Below are 17,100 nucleotides of genomic sequence, written 5' to 3'. Positions count from 1 at the left end.
CATCAGCTCATTCCGGGGATGTGTCGTACGACGAGGTCGATCAGCCAGATGCCGAGGAACGGCATCACGACGCCGCCGACGCCGTAGATCGCGAGATTGCGTCGCAGCAAAGTGGACGCGGTGGCCGGGGTGTAGCGAACTCCGCGCAGCGCCAACGGAATCAGCGCCACGATGACCAGAGCGTTGAAGATCACGGCCGAGACGATGGCCGATTGCGGAGAGTGCAACCGCATGATGTTCAGGACATCGAGCTGCGGATACAGCGTGGAGAACATCGCGGGCAGGATGGCGAAGTACTTGGCCAGATCGTTCGCCAGCGAGAACGTCGTCAGGGCGCCGCGGGTGATCAGCAGTTGCTTGCCCACCTCGACGATCTCGATGAGTTTCGTCGGATCCGAATCCAGGTCGACCATGTTGCCGGCCTCCTTGGCCGCCGAGGTTCCGGTGTTCATGGCGACACCGACGTCCGCCTGCGCCAACGCGGGAGCGTCGTTGGTGCCGTCCCCGGTCATGGCGACCAGCCGCCCGCCCTCCTGCTCGCGGCGGATCAGGGCGAGCTTGTCCTCCGGGGTGGCTTCGGCGAGAACATCGTCGACGCCGGCCTCCGCGGCGATCGCGCGCGCCGTGAGCGGGTTGTCTCCGGTGACCATCACCGTGCGAATTCCCATGGCGCGCAGGCGCGCGAACCGTTCCGCGATGTGCGGCTTGACCACATCGGAGAGTTGGATCACTCCGAGGACACGCGCCTGGCTGCCGACTCGATGCTCCGCGACGACCAGCGGGGTGCCCCCGGCCTGTGCGACCTCCTCGATCCGGTCACGAACCGAGTCGTGACCGTCCGCGGTTCCCTCGTGTTCTCGAACCCACCCGAAGACGTTGTCCGCAGCACCTTTGCGGATGGACAGCGCGTCGGTGTCGAGTCCGCTCATTCTGGTCTGCGCGCTGAACGGCACGAACACGGCTGTATCCGGAACCGCCGGTGGCTCCTCGTCGTCCGCGGTGCACAGGTCGACGATGCTGCGTCCCTCGGGGGTTCCGTCGGCCGCGGAGGACAGGTGCGCTGCACGGACAAGCTGCACTCGCGAGATACCCGGCGCCGGGAACAGTGCTGTCGCCCTGCGATTACCGAACGTGATCGTGCCGGTCTTGTCCATCAGCAAGGTGTCGATGTCGCCTGCTGCTTCGACCGCCCGTCCCGACATCGCCAGGACGTTGCGCTGCACCAATCGGTCCATACCGGCGATCCCGATGGCGGACAGCAGCGCCCCGATCGTGGTGGGGATCAGGCAGACGAGCAAAGCGATCAGTTCGACGGGCCCGCGCGATCCCCCGGAGTAGTCGCTCATCGGTCCGACGGCCACCACGGCCAGGAGGAACACGATGGTTAACGACGCCAACAGGATGTTCAGAGCGACCTCGTTCGGCGTCTTCTGTCGCGCAGCACCTTCCACCAGGGCGATCATCCGGTCGACGAACGTGTGACCCTGCGCCGCGGTGATCCGGACGACGATGCGATCCGAGAGCACGGTCGTCCCACCGGTGACAGCACTCCGATCGCCGCCCGATTCCCGGACGACCGGGGCCGATTCGCCGGTGATGGCGGATTCGTCGACCGAGGCGATGCCGTCGACCACGTCGCCGTCGCCGGGGACGACGCCGCCCGCCTCGACGACGACGAGATCACCGACCACGAGTTCCGTTGCGGGCAAACTTGATTCGTCACCGCCGGGTCCCAGTCGGCGAGCGACCGTGTCGCGGGCGACGCCGCGGAGACTGGCGGCCTGCGCTCGACCCCGGCCTTCCGCGACCGACTCGGCGAGGTTGGCGAAGACCACGGTGAACCACAGCCAGCCCGCGATGGTCCACGCGAACACGGACGGATCGAGTGCTGCAAGCACCGTCGTCACGACGGACCCGGTGAAGACCACGAACATGACGGGGTTCTTCGCCTGGTGCCGCGGGTCCAGCTTGCGCAGCGCACCCGGAAGCGAGGTGAGAAGTTGGCGGGCATCGAAGTACCCCGATGTGACACCGGCGTCCTCGGACGTGGATGGGGCGAGTGCTTCTGTGATCGTCATTGGACGGCTTCCGCGATGGGTCCCAGCGATAGTGCAGGGAAGAAGGTGAGGGCGGCGACGAGCACGACGGTGCCCAGCAGCAGCCCGGAGAACAGAGGCCCGGTGGTGGGGAGAGTGCCCGCGCCGGCCGGTACCCGGCGCTGCCTGGCCAGCGAACCCGCCAGCGCGAGAACGAACACGATGGGCAGGAACCGCCCGAACAGCATCGCCAGGCCGAGCGACGTCTGGAACCAGTCGCTGGTGACGGTCAGGCCCCCGAACGCGCTGCCGTTGTTGTTGGCAGCCGACGCGTACGCGTAGAGGACTTCGGTGAAGCCGTGCGCGGACCCGGGTGAACCGGGATCACCGCTGTTGCCTTGATATCCCGTCGTGGACGGCAGGACGACCGTGATCGCCGTACCGAGCAGAACGAGAGCGGGCATGATCAGCACCGACAGAGCAGCCATCGTGATCTCCCGACGGCCCAGTTTCTTGCCCAGGTATTCCGGTGTACGGCCCACCAGCAGTCCGCCGACGAAGACCGCGATGATCGCGAGGACCAGCAGCCCGTACAGGCCGGTTCCCACGCCGCCCGGTGCTATCTCGCCGAACACCATGTTGAGCAGCACCGCGCCCCCGCCCAGCGGCGACATACTGTCGTGCGCCGAATTGACGGCGCCGGTGGATGTTCCGGTCGTACTGACGGCGAAGAGGGCGGAGCCGGCGATCCCGAAGCGTTGTTCCTTGCCCTCCATCATCGATCCCGCCGCGGTGGCTGCTGCGCCCGTGGTGTGAGCCTCCGCGGTCAGAGTGACGGCCAGGATCGCGGCCCACAGAGCGCCCATGACGGACAGCAGGGTCAGGCCCTCCCGACGACTGCCCACCATCGTTCCGAAGGTGCGGGTCAGGCATACCGGGATCAGCAGCAGGGAGATGATCTCGACGACGTTGGACAACGGGGTCGGATTCTCGAACGGGTGCGCCGAGTTCGCGGCGAAGATTCCACCGCCGTTGGTGCCGATCACCTTGATCGCTTCCTGCGATGCTGCCGGGGCCAGCGCGTTCGTGACCGCGGTCCCGTCCAGGCCGGTCCCGTCGAAGCCGCTCCGGAAGGACATCACCACGCCCTGCGTCAGCAGAACCACGGCGACGATCATCGAGAGCGGCAGCAGGATCCGCAGTGTTCCCCTGGTCAGGTCCACCCAGAAGTTCCCCAGTTCACCTCCTGCGCGAACACGAACGAAAGCACGGACGACGGCGACGGCAACCGCGAGGCCCACGGCGGCCGACAGGAAGTTCTGCACGGCGAGACCCAGGGGCTGCGTGAGGTTGCTCATCGTCGTCTCGGGTGTGTAGGACTGCCAATTGGTGTTGGTCACGAACGAGACCGCTGTGTTGAACGCAACCGCGGGGCTGACGGCACCCAGGCCGCCATTGAGCGGGAGGACACCCTGAATCCGCTGGAGCACGTAGAGCAACACCACGCCCGCAGCGCTGAAGCCCACCAGGCTCGAGGCGTAGCCGGCCCAGCCCTGCTCGGCACGAGAATCGATGCGGCACAGTCGGTAGAGCACGGATTCGATACGCGAATCCGACGTCGGCGCGGTGAAGACACGCGCCATGTAGTCGCCCAGCGGTACGTAGGCGGCGGCGAGGACGGCGACGACGGTCGCGATCTGAAGTCCCGCGGCAAGAGTGGACACGGCGCTCAGAACCTGTCGGGATCGAGCAGAGCGATCACCAGGTACAGACACAGTGCCGCGGCGATGACGAGGAGGACGACCGACGTCGTTCCGGCGAGAGTCACGATGCCGACCTGGACAGCGCACGGATCACGGCGAACAGGAGGACGAAGCCTCCGGCCGTGAGCGAAAGAAAAGCGAGATCAGCCATGTGCTCAGACTTCGCTCGGCGGCCGGCCGATCAGCCCTCCCTCACGCGATCTTGACGCCGGGAGAGCCCTCCACTTACGGGATCTTTACGCCCGGCGCTCGCGGGGACGAGGTTGGCACTTCGGGCAGCTGAACGACGAGCGGTTCATGAACTTCTCACGCCTGATCGGCGCACCGCACCGGGGACAGGGAAGACCCTCCTGTCCGTACGCGGCGAGGGACCGATCGAAATATCCCGATTGACCGTTCACGTTGACGTACAGCGCGTCGAAGGACGTTCCGCCCTGTGCCAGAGCTTCGCCCATGACCGCGTGCGCGTTGTTCAGCAAGGCGCGAAGCTTCGGTCGAGTCAGCGAATCCGTCAGACGGTTGCCGTGAATCTTGGTGCGCCACAGCGATTCGTCGGCATAGATGTTGCCGACGCCGGACACCACAGTCTGGTCGAGGATCGCCCGTTTGATCTCGGTGTGCTTGGCGCGGAGGGCACCGACCACCGACTCCGCGTCGAACAGTGGATCCAGCGGGTCCCGCGCGATATGGGCCACGGTAACGGGCAGCAGGGAACCGCCGCTCTCCACGAGGTCCGCCACGGCCCACCCGCCGAACGTCCGTTGATCGACGAAGCGCAGTTCGGTATCGCCGCTCCCCAGCCGCGCACGGATGCGCAGATGCTTCTCGTCCGGGGCTCCGGCAGGCTGGACGAGCATCTGTCCACTCATGCCGAGGTGGACGACGATCGCATCGGACGGCGGACCGGTGTCGTCACCGTGGCGGACCGTCAACCACAGGTACTTGCCTCGACGCTCCGCGGAGGCGACCGACGCCCCCGCCAGACGCGACTCCAGATCTACGCTGCCTTCGAGGTGTCGCCGTGCGGACCTGGGGTGGAGTACCTCCACGTCGGTCAAGGTCTGTCCCACGACATGCGCGGCGAGACCTCGCCGTACGACCTCGACTTCGGGAAGTTCAGGCATTCCGGTCTGCGGACAGCTCCGGGCCGGGTGGTGCAACGGCCGCGGCGGTCGCGTCCTCGCTCAGGGCCGTCCATGCGGCGCTGGCGGCCCGCTGCTCGGCTTCCTTCTTCGACCGGCCGACACCCTGACCGTACGGTGATCCGCCGACCAGGACCGTGGCCGTGAATTCCTTGTCGTGATCCGGGCCCGTCGCGGTGATCTCGTACGCGGGAACGCCGAGTCCCCTCTCCGCGGTGAGCTCCTGCAGGCTGGTCTTCCAGTCGAGACCGGCACCGAGACGTGGACCACGGTCCAGCAGCGTCGCGAACAACCGCAGCACGACCTCGCGGGCGACGTCGATGCCGTGCTCGACGTGGATCGCACCGAGGAGCGATTCCATACCGTCGGCAAGAATCGAGGCCTTGTCGCGCCCGCCCGTCTGCTCCTCGCCTTTACCGAGCAGAAGATGGGCACCTAGTCCGCCGGCACCCAGTTCGCGGGCGACCTCGGCCAGAGCATGCATGTTGACGACGCTCGCGCGGATCTTGGCCAGCTCACCCTCGGACTTGTCGGGGTGTTCGGTGTAGAGACGTTCGGTGATGCTGAGGCCGAGCACCGAGTCGCCCAGGAATTCGAGGCGCTCGTTGGTCGGCAGGCCACCGTTCTCGTACGCGTACGAGCGGTGAGTCAACGCATGGATCAGAAGGTCATGGTCCAGAGACACGCCAAGAGCGGCGAGAAGCGATGCATGATCGTCCTCGCCGCTCCGGTCTGCCGCTGGCGACTGTGAGGTCACGTAGGTCGCCCGAGTATCAGACGGCCGCAGTGACCTGGCGACCCTTGTACGTGCCGCAGTTCGGGCACACCGTGTGGGGCAGCGTCTTCTCGCCGCACCCGCGGTTGGGGCAGGTGATGAGGGTGGGTGCAGTGGTCTTCCACTGGCTGCGTCGCGATCGGGTGTTGGACCGCGACATCTTGCGCTTCGGAACAGCCACTTCTACTTCTCCTCGTACTCGTTCGGTGCAATGTTCGTGCTCGGGGCACAGGTCGTGCAGGCGCAGGTTTGCGTCGGCCGACTAGGTCTGGTCGGGGTCGGTCTGCAGCTTCGATGCAAGACCTGCCCAGCGAGGATCAAGTATCTCATGACTGTGCCCTGGTTCCGCAATCGACAGGCGGATACCGCACTCGGGACACAGGCCCTGGCAGTCCTCGGTGCACAGGGGACGCAGCGGCAACGTGAGGCCCGCCACATCCACGAGAAGAGGCTCGAGGTCGATCGCGTCGTCCTCGACCCGATACAGATCCTCGGCGTCCGTCGTGGCCTCGGTGACGCTGTTCGGGTAGGCGAACAGCTCCGTCAGATGCAACTGGACGTGCGAGGTGAAGGGCTCGAGACAGCGTGAGCATTCCCCCACCGTGTCCGCGTCGACGGTGCCGCTGACGAGAACGCCCTCGGACACCGATTCGAGCCGCAGATCCAACACGATGTCCTCGCCCTCGGGAATGGCGATGAGATCGAGGCCGATACGCGACGGAGCTTTCACAGTGCGAGAAACCGGCATCATCGATCCGGCTCGGCGACCCAGACGACGGGTGTCCAACACCAGATCCGAGGTGGGTTCGGTGCGGCGACGAGCAGCGGGAGACAACGACGTTCCTTTCACAGCGCAATGGGCAACCACTCCACGATACGGGAACCTCGGGGCTGCGCCAAATCATGCCGTGACCGTTTCTCCCACCCCTCCCGAACTCCCCCGCGAGTACGCCGATAGTGCCGCTCAGAGGCGCACGATCACGACACTATGGACGTACTCGCGGGGGGTTCGGGGTTCGGGGGTGGAGACAGCTCAGCGGCGGCCGCGGGGATCCGCGAAGTCGGTGTCGTAGCTGGGCACGCCGTTACCGGTGCGCAGTTGCTGACGTCCCCGACCGACGGAGCGCAGCGTTCCCGAGAGGATCTCCTCGAACTCCGAGAACTTCGTGTCGACGTACAGGTCGCACTCGGTACGCAGGCGGTCGGACTCGGCGTGGGCAGCGTCGATGACACGTGCGGACTCGGCATGTGCCGCCTGCACGACCTCGGTCTGCGAGACCAGACGTTCCTGCTCGGCGATGCCGTCGGCGACGGAGCGCTCGTAGGCCGCCTTGCCGGCGTCGATCGAGCGAGCCGACTCCATGCGTCCCCGCTCGGTCAGTTCCTCGTACTCGTGTTCCGCATCGGCGATGGTGGCATCGGCGCGCGCGGTGGCGTCGGCGACGAGATTCTCCGCGTGTGCGGTCGCCTCGGCGACCATGCGGTCGGCGTGCGCCTTCGCGTCGGCGAGAAGTCTGTCGGCCTCGTCGCGCGCGTTCTCGACCGTGCTGGTCGCCTCGGCGTTCGCCGACGAGATCGTCTTCTCGGCTCCCGTCCTCGCGTCGGACACCAGCTTGTCGCGGTGGTCGAGCACGTCCTGGGCGTCGTCCAGTTCACCGGGAATGGCGTCCCGCACATCGTCCAGAAGTTCCAGTACGTCCCCGCGCGGAACGACACACCCGGCGGTCATCGGGACGCCGCGCGCCTCCTCGACGATCGCTACGAGCTCGTCGAGCGCCTCGAATACCCGATACACCTTGGCTCAGACCTCACTTCGAATCGGTACAGCTGACGAGGTCAAGTGTGCCCGGTGCTCGCACCCGACCGCTCGATTGCACCCCGGTGTGTCGCCGGCGGGTGTGTCACGTCTCGCGGCGTCAGGCAGATTCGGACAATCGCGCCAGCAGACGTTCGTGCACCGCGCCCGGAACCATCGACGTCACGTCGCCGCCGAGGCGGGCGATCTCCTTGATCAGGGAACTCGACAGGCAGCTGTGCACCGGATCGGTCCCGAGGAAGACGGTGTCGACCCCGGTCAGGCGTCGGTTCATCTGCGCCATCTGTACCTCGTAGTCGAAGTCCGCGGCATTGCGCAGGCCCTTGATGATGGCGGTCGCTCCGGATTCGCTCGCGAAGTCCACCAGCAATCCCTGCCACGTCGCCACCCGCACTCCGCTCAGGTGCGACGTGGCCTCCGCCAGCATCTCGACCCGCTCGTCGACGGTGAAGAGGCCCTTCTTGTTCGGATTGACCACCACGGTGACGATCACCTCGTCGAATTGCGTTGCGACGCGGGAGATAACGTCGAGATGACCGTTGTGGATCGGGTCGAAGCTTCCGGGAACCAGTGCGCCGCTCATGGTGCCCGAAACTATCAGTTCCCGACGTCGTCGGTGCCTGCGTCGTCGGCCTGCTCGAAGCGGGCGATGTCCACCCGCGCTTCTCCGTATCGCTTGGAGGTGAGTTCCGTCAGCGAACCCGGCCACGCGGTGGCCGGTGACCGCGAGGACCGTTCGACGACCACGAGTGCGTCCTCGGCGAGCCAGGCATTGCCGACCAGTCTGTCCAGAACGGAGGCCACGGCCGCATCGGCGACCGAGTAGGGCGGGTCGGCGAGGACCAGGTCGTAGGTGCGCTCGGGCGATCCCCCGACCACCGCGGCGACCGGCGCCGTTCGCACCACGGCTCCCGGCAGTCCCACCGCCTCGATGTTCCGGGCGACGACAGCAGCTGCACGTGCATCGTTCTCCACGAGCAGCACGTGGTCCGCGCCCCGCGACAGCGCCTCGAGCCCCAGTGCGCCGGAGCCGGCGTACAGATCGAGAACGGCAGCCCCGTCGAGGTACATGCGACTCTCCAGTGCGCTGAAGAGTGCCTCGCGAACGCGGTCGGCGGTGGGACGCGTCCCGCGGGACGGCACGACGATCGTGCGTCCCCCGGCACGTCCGGCGACGATCCTGGTCACCTCGGCGTCACGACCTGTCGGTGGTGTCGCCGACGGCGATGACGCAGATCAGATCTCCGCCCTCGACCTGGGCGACACCCGACAGTGCGATCCGGGTGACGGTGCCCGCCCGCGGTGCGGTGACGGCTGCTTCCATCTTCATCGCCTCGATCGTCGCGACGGTCTCCCCCGCCGACACCGACTGCCCCTCCGTCACCGTGAGGGTGACCACCCCGGCGAACGGCGCCGCCAGATGCGACGGATCGGACCGATCCGCCTTCTCCGTCGTCGGCGCATCCGCCGAGATCGACCGGTCGCGCACCGACACCGGCCGCAACTGACCGTTCAGGATGCACATCACCGTCCGCATACCCGCATCATCGGGCTCCGAGATCGCCTCGAGCCCGATCAGCAGATCCACACCCTTCTCCAGGCGCACCCGATGCTCGTCGCCCTGACGCAACCCGTAGAAGAACTGGTTCGCCGACAACCCGGAGGTGTCCCCGTACTTCTCCCGGTGCTCCGCCAACTCCTTCGCCGGCCCCGGGAACAACAGATGATTGAGCCGATCACGCCGCTCCGCCGACGTGCCCGAGAGCAGCACCTCGTCCTGCGTCGTCAACGTCGCCTCCCCACGCCCGGCGCCGCGCCCTTCCAATGCGGTGGTGCGGAACGGCTCGGGCCATCCACCGGCCGGAGTGCCCAGATCGCCGCGCAGGAACCCGATCACCGAATCGGGAATGTCGAACTTCCCCGGATCCGCCGCGAAGTCCTCCATCGACACCCCCGCCCCCACCAGGTGCAACGCCAGATCGCCCACCACCTTCGACGACGGCGTCACCTTGATCAACCGGCCCAACAACCGATCCGCGTCCGCGTACGCCTTCTCCACATCCTCGAACCGGTCCCCCAGACCCAACGCGATGGCCTGCTGACGCAGATTCGACAGCTGCCCACCCGGGATCTCGTGCGTGTAGACACGCCCGGTCGGCGCGGGAAGCCCGGATTCGAACGGGGCGTACACCTTTCGGATCGCCTCCCAGTACGGCTCCAGATCGCACACCGCCGCCAGATCCAACCCGGTGTCCCGCTCGGTGTGCGCCGCCGCCGCCACGATCGCCGACAACGCCGGCTGACTGGTCGTGCCCGCCATCGACGCCGACGCCCCGTCCACAGCGTCCGCCCCGGCCTCCCACGCCGCCAGATACGTCGCCAACTGACCACCCGGAGTGTCGTGGGTGTGCACGTGCACCGGCAGATCGAAATTCTTCCGCAGCGCCGACACCAACGTCGCCGCCGCCGGCGCCCGCAGAAGCCCCGCCATGTCCTTGATCGCCAACACGTGCGCGCCCGCGTCGACGATCTGCTCCGCCAACCGCAGGTAGTAGTCCAGGGTGTAGAGCTTCTCGTCCGGATTCGACAGGTCACCGGTGTACGACATCGCCACCTCGGCGATCGTCGTGCCCGTCTCACGGACGGCGTCGATCGCCGGGCGCATCTGATCGACATTGTTCAGCGCGTCGAAGATGCGGAAGATGTCCACACCCGTCGCCGCCGCCTCCTCCACGAACGCTGTCGTCACCCGCTCCGGGTACGGGGTGTACCCGACGGTGTTACGCCCGCGCAGCAACATCTGCAGAGCGATGTTCGGCACCGCCTCCCGCAACGCCGCCAACCGCTCCCACGGATCCTCGTGCAGGAACCGCAACGCCACGTCGTACGTCGCACCGCCCCAGCACTCGATCGACAACAGTTCGGGGGTGGTCCGCGCGACGTAGGGGGCGACCATCAACAACCCGGACGTCCGCACGCGTGTTGCCAGCAGCGACTGGTGGGCGTCACGGAACGTGGTGTCGGTGACACCCAACGCCTTTCGCTGACGCAGATCGCGGGCGAAACCCTCGGGACCCAGCTCGAGCAGCCGCTGGCGTGATCCGTCGCGCGGTGCGACGGACAGGTCGATGTCGGGAAGCTTGTCCTGCGGATACACCGTGCTCGGGCGCTCGCCGTGCGGCTTGTTCACCGTCACGTCCGCGAGGTAGGTGAGGATCTTGGTACCGCGGTCGCCGGACGACCGCGCCGTCAACAGCTCGGGTCGCTCCTCGATGAACGACGTCGTGACGTTGCCCGCACGGAAGTCCTCGTCCTGCAGGAGTCCCTGCAGGAAGCCGATATTCGTCGACACACCGCGGATGCGGAACTCCGCCAACGCCCGCCGCGACCGCGCCACCGCATCCTCGAACGTGCGTCCACGACAGGTCAGCTTCACCAACATCGAGTCGAAGTACGCCGACACCTCCGCACCCAGCGTCGTCCCGCCGTCGAGACGGATCCCCGCACCACCCGGCGTCCGGTACGCGGTGATGCGGCCGGTGTCCGGGCGGAACCCGTTCGCCGGATCCTCCGTCGTGATGCGGCACTGCATCGCCGCACCCCGGATCCGGATATCCTCCTGCCGCAACCCCAGATCCTCGAGCGACTCCCCCGAGGCGATCCGCAACTGCGACTGCACCAGATCGACATCGGTGATCTCCTCGGTCACCGTGTGCTCGACCTGGATCCGCGGATTCATCTCGATGAACACATGATTGCCGTCCCGGTCCACCAGGAACTCCACCGTGCCCGCACACGAGTACCCGATCTTCCGCGCGAACGCCACAGCGTCACTGCACAACCGGGCCCGCAGCTCGTCCGAGATGTTCGGCGCCGGCGCCAGCTCCACCACCTTCTGGTGACGACGCTGCACCGAGCAGTCCCGCTCGAACAGATGCATCACATTGCCATGGGTGTCCGCGAGGATCTGCACCTCGATGTGGCGCGGCTCGACCACCGCCTGCTCCAGGAACACCGTCGCATCACCGAACGCCGACTCCGCCTCGCGCGCCGCCGCCTCGATCGCCTCCCGCAACCCCGACGGCTCCGCCACGCGCCGCATACCGCGGCCACCGCCGCCCGCGACCGCTTTGACGAACACCGGGAACGTCATCGACTCCGACGCCGCCACCAACGCATCGACATCCGTCGACGGCTCCGACGACGCCAACACCGGCAACCCGGCATCCTTCGCCGCCGCGATCGCCCGCGCCTTGTTCCCCGTCAGCTCCAGCACCTGCGCCGACGGACCCACGAACGTGATCCCCGCCTCCGCGCACGCCGCCGCCAACTCCGGATTCTCCGACAAGAACCCGTACCCCGGGTAGATCGCGTCGGCACCCGACCGCTTCGCCGCATCGACGATCAGATCCACCGACAGGTAGTTGCGGACCGGATGGCCCGGCTCGCCGATCTCGTACGCCTCGTCGGCCTTGGTCCGGTGCACCGAATTGCGGTCCTCGAACGGGAACACCGCCACCGTCTGCGCCTCGAGTTCGTACGCCGCACGAAACGCTCGGATCGCGATCTCGCCGCGGTTGGCCACCAACACCTTGGAGAACATTCCGGTAAACCTACCTTCAGGACGGTGCGAGAGAGGGTCATGACTTGTCCAGATATGAGACGCCGGGATCGTAGCGCCGATCACGGTCGCGGCGCCCGTACCGGTCATGCAGATGTATCGGGGACCTGATTCTCCGCGGACCGGCACAGGGGTCGGGTTCGCGAGTCGGCGACGATCATCACGCCTTGTCGAGGAACGAGACACGGGTGGCGTCCACCGCGGATCGCATCATCGCGGCGAGTCCGGGGTGCTCGACGAGTCCGGGATCGCGCTCGACGATGTCGCGAGCGAAGTCCTGCGCCGCCGTGATGATGTCCAGGTGGTCGAGCAGTGAGAGCAGCCTCAGCGTCGTCGTGGTTCCGGACTGCGCGGCGCCGAGCACATCGCCCTCTCGCCGTTGCCGCAGATCGAGCACGGCGAGCTCGAAACCGTCCGTCGTCGCAGCGACGGCGTCGAGTCGAGCGTAGGTCGGCGATGCCGGGCTCAGTTCGGTGAGCAGGATGCACAGGCCCTGGTGCCCGCCTCGTCCGATGCGGCCGCGGAGCTGATGCAGCTGGCTGACGCCGAACCTGTCCGCGTCCACGATCACCATGACCGTGGCGTTGGGTACGTCCACACCGACTTCGACCACCGTCGTGCAGACGAGTACGTCGATGTCGCCGTCGTTGAATGCCGACATGACGGCGTCCTTCTCGTCCGTCGGCAAGCGGCCGTGGAGCAATCCGACCCGCACGTGGGACAACGCCCCGGCGCTCAACGCCTCGTAGACGTCCACCGCCGACGCGGTGTCCGGTGTGTCCTTGCCCGCGTCGTCGGGCTTCTCGTCGCCGATCCTCGAGCACACCACGTACGCCTGACGCCCCGCGGCGACCTCCTCGGAGATGCGACTCCACGCCCGGTCCACCCACGCCGGCTTGTCCTTGGCCGGCACGACGCTGGTGCGGATGGGAGCACGCCCCCGCGGGAGCTCACGAAGCGTGGACGTCTCGAGATCACCCAGCGTCGTCATCGCGATGGTCCGCGGGATCGGAGTGGCCGTCATCACGAGCAGATGGGGACTCACGCCGTCTCTCGCCTTGGCGCGCAACGCGTCTCGCTGCTCGACCCCGAAACGGTGCTGTTCGTCCACGACCACCATGCCCAGATCGAAGAAGGACACGGTGTTCTGGATGAGGGCGTGCGTGCCGATGACGATGCCGGCGTCCCCGGTGACGATCGCCAACAGTGCGGCACGTTTGGCAGCCGTGGACATCGACCCGGTGAGGAGGACGACACGGGTGGCCTTGTCCGGCGCACCCAGCTCACCTTCCGTCGCGAGCGGCCCCAGCTGGGTGCTGATGGACCGGTGATGCTGTGCGGCAAGCACTTCGGTCGGAGCGAGGAGCGCGCACTGCAATCCGGCGTCGATCACCTGCAGCATCGCTCGCAGCGCCACGATCGTCTTGCCCGAGCCCACCTCGCCCTGCAGCAGCCGACTCATCGGACGCGACCGGGTGAGATCCTCTCCGATCTCCTGCGCGACATCCTTCTGGCCCTCGGTGAGCTCGAACGGCAGCATCGAGTCGAACGCGGCCGCCACTCCGTCGGCGACCGGTGGGCACGCCGGCGCGGTGCGGACGGACACCGAGTGACGTCGTTCCGCCATGACCAGCTGCAGCGCCGTCGCCTCGTCGAAACGCAGCCGGTAGCGAGCGCGCTCGATGTCGTCCTCGGACTCGGGGAAGTGGACGATCCGCAGTGCCTCGTCCAGACCGGTCAAGCCGTGCTCGGTGCGCACCGACTCCGGAAGCGGATCCTCGACAGGGTCGAGTTGATCGAGCACCTGCCGTGCACAGCGGAGGAAGGTCCAGCTCTCGACTTCCCGCGTCGCCGCGTACATGGGGAGGAACGGCAACGCGAGCATGGACATGTTGACGGCGCCGGAACTGTCCGTCGCGCCGCGGGCCATCCCCGCCAGTTGCCCACCGCCGTGAGTCGTGCCGACGAGGTCGTCCTCGTCGTCGGTCAGCATGAGGTAGCCGGGGTGGTTCAGCGACCAGGACGTCCTGAACCATTTGACGGTGCCGGAGAACATCGCGCGCGAGCCCGTGGTGATGTTGTGGCGCACCTTGTGACCGTTGAAGAAGGTGGCCGACACACTCTGGCCGTCGCAGTCGAGAACGACCTTGAGCATGTGGCCCTTGCGTTGACGCATCGGAACGAGATCGGCCTTGGCCACCGTCCCGACGACGGTGATGCGTTCACCGTCCTCCGGGTCCTTGCGCGCCAGTCCCTGCCCCTGGGTGACGTACCGGAACGGGTAGTGGCGCAGGAGATCCTCGACGGTCTGCAGCGAGAACGAGTCGGCGAGCGGTCCGGCGACCTTGCTTCCGAGTACGTTGTCCAGCCGGTCACCGAGTTGGACCACTGCATCGCTCCGTCCTGCCGTGCGCCCCACGCCGTGCGGGTGCCTACGATCTTTCCATCAGCCGGCGACAGACATGGCGTGCCGGACCGGTTTGGACTCACGGCACTCGGACCGCTAGTCTTGCAGGGTTGCGTCTGACGCGTCCGGCATGTCCGGGGGTGAGGGGCGCAGTTGTACGAAGATCTTGCCCTGCTCCAGACGCGGTCACCATCGCGCTCTGGTTTCACCTCGAATACCAAGGAGTTCGCGACTATGGCTGCCGTCTGCGACGTATGCGCCAAGGGACCCGGCTTCGGTAAGTCGGTTTCGCACTCGCACCGCCGTACCAACCGTCGCTGGAACCCCAACATCCAGACCGTCCGCGCGCAGGTCGCGCCGGGTAACTCTCGTCGGCTCAATGTGTGCACCTCGTGCCTCAAGGCCGGCAAGGTGGTCCGGGGCTGACGTTCCCGCACGATTCATCACTGCCTCGATGCCCCGGTACTTCGGTACCGGGGCATCGTCGTGTTCCGATACTTCGGGTCGAGGTCATGTGAACCGAGCGGCCTGTTCTATGGTCGGACGATGACCGATCCTTCCGCCACGGCCCCACTCGTCTCCCTCGACGACGGAGTGTTGTCGATCCGCATAGCGACCCCGACCGGAGGCAACGTCCTCGACGGGAACGCCATGAGCGAGGGCGCCGCAGCACTGGCAGACCTCGACGACTCGGTCGGTGCGGTTCTGCTCGTGGGAGCCGAGGCCAATTTCTGCGCCGGCGGGGACGTGCGCGCCTTCCATTCCGCACCCGACCGCAGTGCGTTCGTCCGGTCGCTGGCCGAGAGCTTCCACGACTTCGTCCGCGCGCTGACCGCAGTCCCCGTGCCCGTGATCGCGGGTGTCCCGGGATGGGCCGCAGGAGCCGGCATGTCGCTGGTCTGCCATGTCGACATCGCCATCGGAGGACGGTCCACTCGACTTCGGCCCGCGTACCCCGCCCTCGGCTTCACACCCGACGGCGGCCTCACCTGGGCTCTGCCCCGCATCGTCGGTATCCGACGCGCACGGGACATCCTGCTGAACGACTCCGTCCTGGGATCGGACGAGGCCTTCCGACTCGGACTGCTCACGCGACTGGTCGGCGACGACGTGATCGCCTCGGAGGCCGAACGTCTCGCCCGGTCGCTGGCCGCCGGTCCCACGAGCGTCACCCGAGCCACCAAGCGACTCCTCCTCGCGTCGGATTCCGCGACGCTGTCCGATCAGCTCGACGCCGAGACCGACTCCATCTCCGCGATGGCGTCGACGCCGAACGGCATCGAAGGCGTCGACGCGTTCGTCGAGAAGCGGCGTCCGTCCTTCGGTCGGTGACCGTCAGTCCAATCTCCAGTCGACGGGCTCCTCGCCCAGTGCGACGAGGTGATCGTTCACCGAGCTGAACGGGCGCGATCCGAAGAAGCCCCGCGACGCCGACAGCGGAGACGGATGAACCGACTCCACCGTGGGGATCGATCCCAGCAGCGGCTTTGCGGTAGCTGCGTCGCGGCCCCAGAGAACGGCCACCAACGGCTTTCCGGGGCGGTTCGCCAGTGCCGTGATCGCGTGCGCGGTCACCGCTTCCCACCCTTTGCGACGGTGTGATCCTGCCTGACCCGGCTCCACGGTCAGCACCCTGTTCAGGAGCAGCACTCCCCGATCGGCCCACGGCGACAGGTCACCGGTGGACGGCGTCGGGAAGCCGAGGTCGGCGGTGTACTCGGTGAAGATGTTCACCAGGCTGCGCGGCACCGGCCGCACGTCGGGAGCGACCGAGAAGCTCAGTCCGACCGCGTGTCCCGGCGTCGGGTAGGGGTCCTGGCCGAGAACGAGGACGCGAACGTCCTCGAACGGCCGGGTGAAGGCTCGCAGGACGTCGGCACCGTGCGGGAGATACCCACGCCCGGCGGCGTTCTCGGCGCGCAGGAAGTCGCCCATCCGGGCGATGTCGTCGGCGACGGGAGCGAGCGCGGTGGCCCAACCCGGATCTGCGACGGGCGCCGTCATCGAATCTCGCGAAGCGCGTCGCGGTAGTAGTCGGCGTTGGCGCGGTACATCGCGACGTTCCTCTCGACATGACCCTCCGCCACCACATGTCCCTCCCGTACGCGGGCCGGAACACCCAGCGCCATGGCGCGTTCGGGCACCACGGCGTCGAACGGCACCACGGCGCCCGCCCCGACGACGGCACCTCGACCGACGGTCGCCCCGTTCAACACGACCGAGCCGGACGCGATGAGGCACGAGTCCTCGATGATCGCGCCCTCGACGTGTGCGTTGTGCCCGACGACGCAGCCCGCGCCGATGACGGTCGGGTGAATCGGCGTGCAGTGCACCACCGTGCCGTCCTGGATGTTCGTGTTCTCCCCCACGGAGATGGTTCCGTAGTCCCCTCGCAGCACGGCACCGGGCCATACCGACACGCCGGCCGCGAGAGTCACCGCTCCGATCACGACGGCGTCGGGATGGACGTAGGCGGTCTCGTGGATGTCGGGTTCGCGATCACCGAGTGCGTAGACGGTCATGACTGCCAGCATGACATC

Annotated in this window: 16 protein-coding genes; 2 read left to right on the top strand and 14 right to left on the bottom strand. The window is 67.2% G+C overall.

The features are described from left to right. Positions 1 to 2 precede the first annotated feature (2 nt). The 12 genes from kdpB to recG form a co-directional block, all read right to left on the bottom strand. Entirely contained in the window at positions 3 to 2,078 is a 2,076-nt protein-coding gene (gene kdpB / locus AC0IX4_RS10680; protein ID WP_471828932.1) for a potassium-transporting ATPase subunit KdpB, read from the bottom strand. Then, complete coding sequence (gene kdpA / locus AC0IX4_RS10675; RefSeq protein WP_471828931.1) at positions 2,075 to 3,760, bottom strand: potassium-transporting ATPase subunit KdpA; 1,686 nt, start codon at positions 3,758 to 3,760, stop codon at positions 2,075 to 2,077. The genes kdpB and kdpA overlap by 4 nt, the downstream gene beginning before the upstream one ends. 5 nt (positions 3,761 to 3,765) lie before the next feature. Beyond that, entirely contained in the window at positions 3,766 to 3,864 is a 99-nt protein-coding gene (kdpF, locus tag AC0IX4_RS10670; RefSeq protein ID WP_062575821.1) for a K(+)-transporting ATPase subunit F, read from the bottom strand. Between the two features lie 171 nt (positions 3,865 to 4,035). Then, positions 4,036 to 4,923 carry a bifunctional DNA-formamidopyrimidine glycosylase/DNA-(apurinic or apyrimidinic site) lyase gene (mutM, locus tag AC0IX4_RS10665; protein ID WP_471828930.1) on the bottom strand — a complete coding sequence of 296 codons (888 nt, stop codon included), beginning with the start codon at positions 4,921 to 4,923 and terminating at the stop codon, positions 4,036 to 4,038. Continuing rightward, a complete protein-coding gene (gene rnc / locus AC0IX4_RS10660) occupies positions 4,916 to 5,698 on the bottom strand; it encodes a ribonuclease III (RefSeq protein ID WP_056074466.1) in 783 nt (260 codons plus the stop codon). Before rnc ends, mutM begins: the two co-directional genes overlap by 8 nt. Positions 5,699 to 5,714: 16 nt before the next feature. Beyond that, the gene (rpmF, locus tag AC0IX4_RS10655; RefSeq protein WP_027504976.1) at positions 5,715 to 5,897 is read right to left on the bottom strand and encodes a 50S ribosomal protein L32; all 183 of its coding nucleotides are present in this window, start codon (positions 5,895 to 5,897) and stop codon (positions 5,715 to 5,717) included. A gap of 81 nt (positions 5,898 to 5,978) precedes the next feature. After that, on the bottom strand, positions 5,979 to 6,467 hold the full coding sequence (locus tag AC0IX4_RS10650) for a YceD family protein (RefSeq protein WP_082043152.1): 489 nt from the start codon (positions 6,465 to 6,467) through the stop codon (positions 5,979 to 5,981). 282 nt (positions 6,468 to 6,749) lie between these two features. Then, positions 6,750 to 7,511 carry a DivIVA domain-containing protein gene (locus AC0IX4_RS10645; protein WP_471828929.1) on the bottom strand — a complete coding sequence of 254 codons (762 nt, stop codon included), beginning with the start codon at positions 7,509 to 7,511 and terminating at the stop codon, positions 6,750 to 6,752. 121 nt (positions 7,512 to 7,632) lie between these two features. Continuing rightward, on the bottom strand, positions 7,633 to 8,115 hold the full coding sequence (gene coaD / locus AC0IX4_RS10640) for a pantetheine-phosphate adenylyltransferase (RefSeq protein WP_056074460.1): 483 nt from the start codon (positions 8,113 to 8,115) through the stop codon (positions 7,633 to 7,635). Positions 8,116 to 8,129: 14 nt separating this feature from the next. Then, on the bottom strand, positions 8,130 to 8,720 hold the full coding sequence (gene rsmD / locus AC0IX4_RS10635; RefSeq protein WP_471828928.1) for a 16S rRNA (guanine(966)-N(2))-methyltransferase RsmD: 591 nt from the start codon (positions 8,718 to 8,720) through the stop codon (positions 8,130 to 8,132). Positions 8,721 to 8,727: 7 nt separating this feature from the next. Further along, the gene (locus AC0IX4_RS10630) at positions 8,728 to 12,135 is read right to left on the bottom strand and encodes a pyruvate carboxylase (RefSeq protein ID WP_471828927.1); all 3,408 of its coding nucleotides are present in this window, start codon (positions 12,133 to 12,135) and stop codon (positions 8,728 to 8,730) included. Positions 12,136 to 12,313: 178 nt separating this feature from the next. Further along, on the bottom strand, positions 12,314 to 14,542 hold the full coding sequence (recG, locus tag AC0IX4_RS10625) for an ATP-dependent DNA helicase RecG (RefSeq protein ID WP_471828926.1): 2,229 nt from the start codon (positions 14,540 to 14,542) through the stop codon (positions 12,314 to 12,316). Positions 14,543 to 14,794: 252 nt separating this feature from the next. Between recG and rpmB the strand changes: the two genes are divergently transcribed. Beyond that, the gene (gene rpmB, locus AC0IX4_RS10620) at positions 14,795 to 14,986 is read left to right on the top strand and encodes a 50S ribosomal protein L28 (RefSeq protein WP_042576517.1); all 192 of its coding nucleotides are present in this window, start codon (positions 14,795 to 14,797) and stop codon (positions 14,984 to 14,986) included. A 120-nt stretch (positions 14,987 to 15,106) separates the two neighbouring features. Continuing rightward, positions 15,107 to 15,892: an enoyl-CoA hydratase/isomerase family protein gene (locus AC0IX4_RS10615; protein WP_056076010.1), complete on the top strand. Its 786-nt coding sequence runs from the start codon at positions 15,107 to 15,109 to the stop codon at positions 15,890 to 15,892. Between the two features lie 3 nt (positions 15,893 to 15,895). On the opposite strand, the gene AC0IX4_RS10610 is transcribed toward AC0IX4_RS10615, so the two are convergent. Together AC0IX4_RS10610 and AC0IX4_RS10605 are read right to left on the bottom strand one after the other, a co-directional pair. Further along, a complete protein-coding gene (locus AC0IX4_RS10610; protein WP_471828925.1) occupies positions 15,896 to 16,564 on the bottom strand; it encodes a uracil-DNA glycosylase in 669 nt (222 codons plus the stop codon). Next, positions 16,561 to 17,082, bottom strand: coding sequence for a gamma carbonic anhydrase family protein (locus AC0IX4_RS10605; protein WP_042576546.1), 522 nt, complete (start codon positions 17,080 to 17,082; stop codon positions 16,561 to 16,563). The genes AC0IX4_RS10610 and AC0IX4_RS10605 overlap by 4 nt, the downstream gene beginning before the upstream one ends. Between the last annotated feature and the right edge of the window lie 18 nt (positions 17,083 to 17,100).

The sequence above is a fragment of the Rhodococcus sp. AC861 genome, assembly GCF_979256035.1.
This window is presented reverse-complemented; position numbering and strand designations above follow the sequence as displayed.

Coding starts and splice junctions, on each gene's coding strand:
- kdpB (WP_471828932.1), bottom strand. CDS start 2,078: ATGACGATCACAGAAGCACTCGCCCCATCCACGTCCGAGGACGCCGGT.
- mutM (WP_471828930.1), bottom strand. CDS start 4,923: ATGCCTGAACTTCCCGAAGTCGAGGTCGTACGGCGAGGTCTCGCCGCG.
- AC0IX4_RS10650 (WP_082043152.1), bottom strand. CDS start 6,467: ATGATGCCGGTTTCTCGCACTGTGAAAGCTCCGTCGCGTATCGGCCTC.
- coaD (WP_056074460.1), bottom strand. CDS start 8,115: ATGAGCGGCGCACTGGTTCCCGGAAGCTTCGACCCGATCCACAACGGT.
- AC0IX4_RS10630 (WP_471828927.1), bottom strand. CDS start 12,135: ATGTTCTCCAAGGTGTTGGTGGCCAACCGCGGCGAGATCGCGATCCGA.
- rpmB (WP_042576517.1), top strand. CDS start 14,795: ATGGCTGCCGTCTGCGACGTATGCGCCAAGGGACCCGGCTTCGGTAAG.
- AC0IX4_RS10615 (WP_056076010.1), top strand. CDS start 15,107: ATGACCGATCCTTCCGCCACGGCCCCACTCGTCTCCCTCGACGACGGA.
- AC0IX4_RS10610 (WP_471828925.1), bottom strand. CDS start 16,564: ATGACGGCGCCCGTCGCAGATCCGGGTTGGGCCACCGCGCTCGCTCCC.
- AC0IX4_RS10605 (WP_042576546.1), bottom strand. CDS start 17,082: ATGACCGTCTACGCACTCGGTGATCGCGAACCCGACATCCACGAGACC.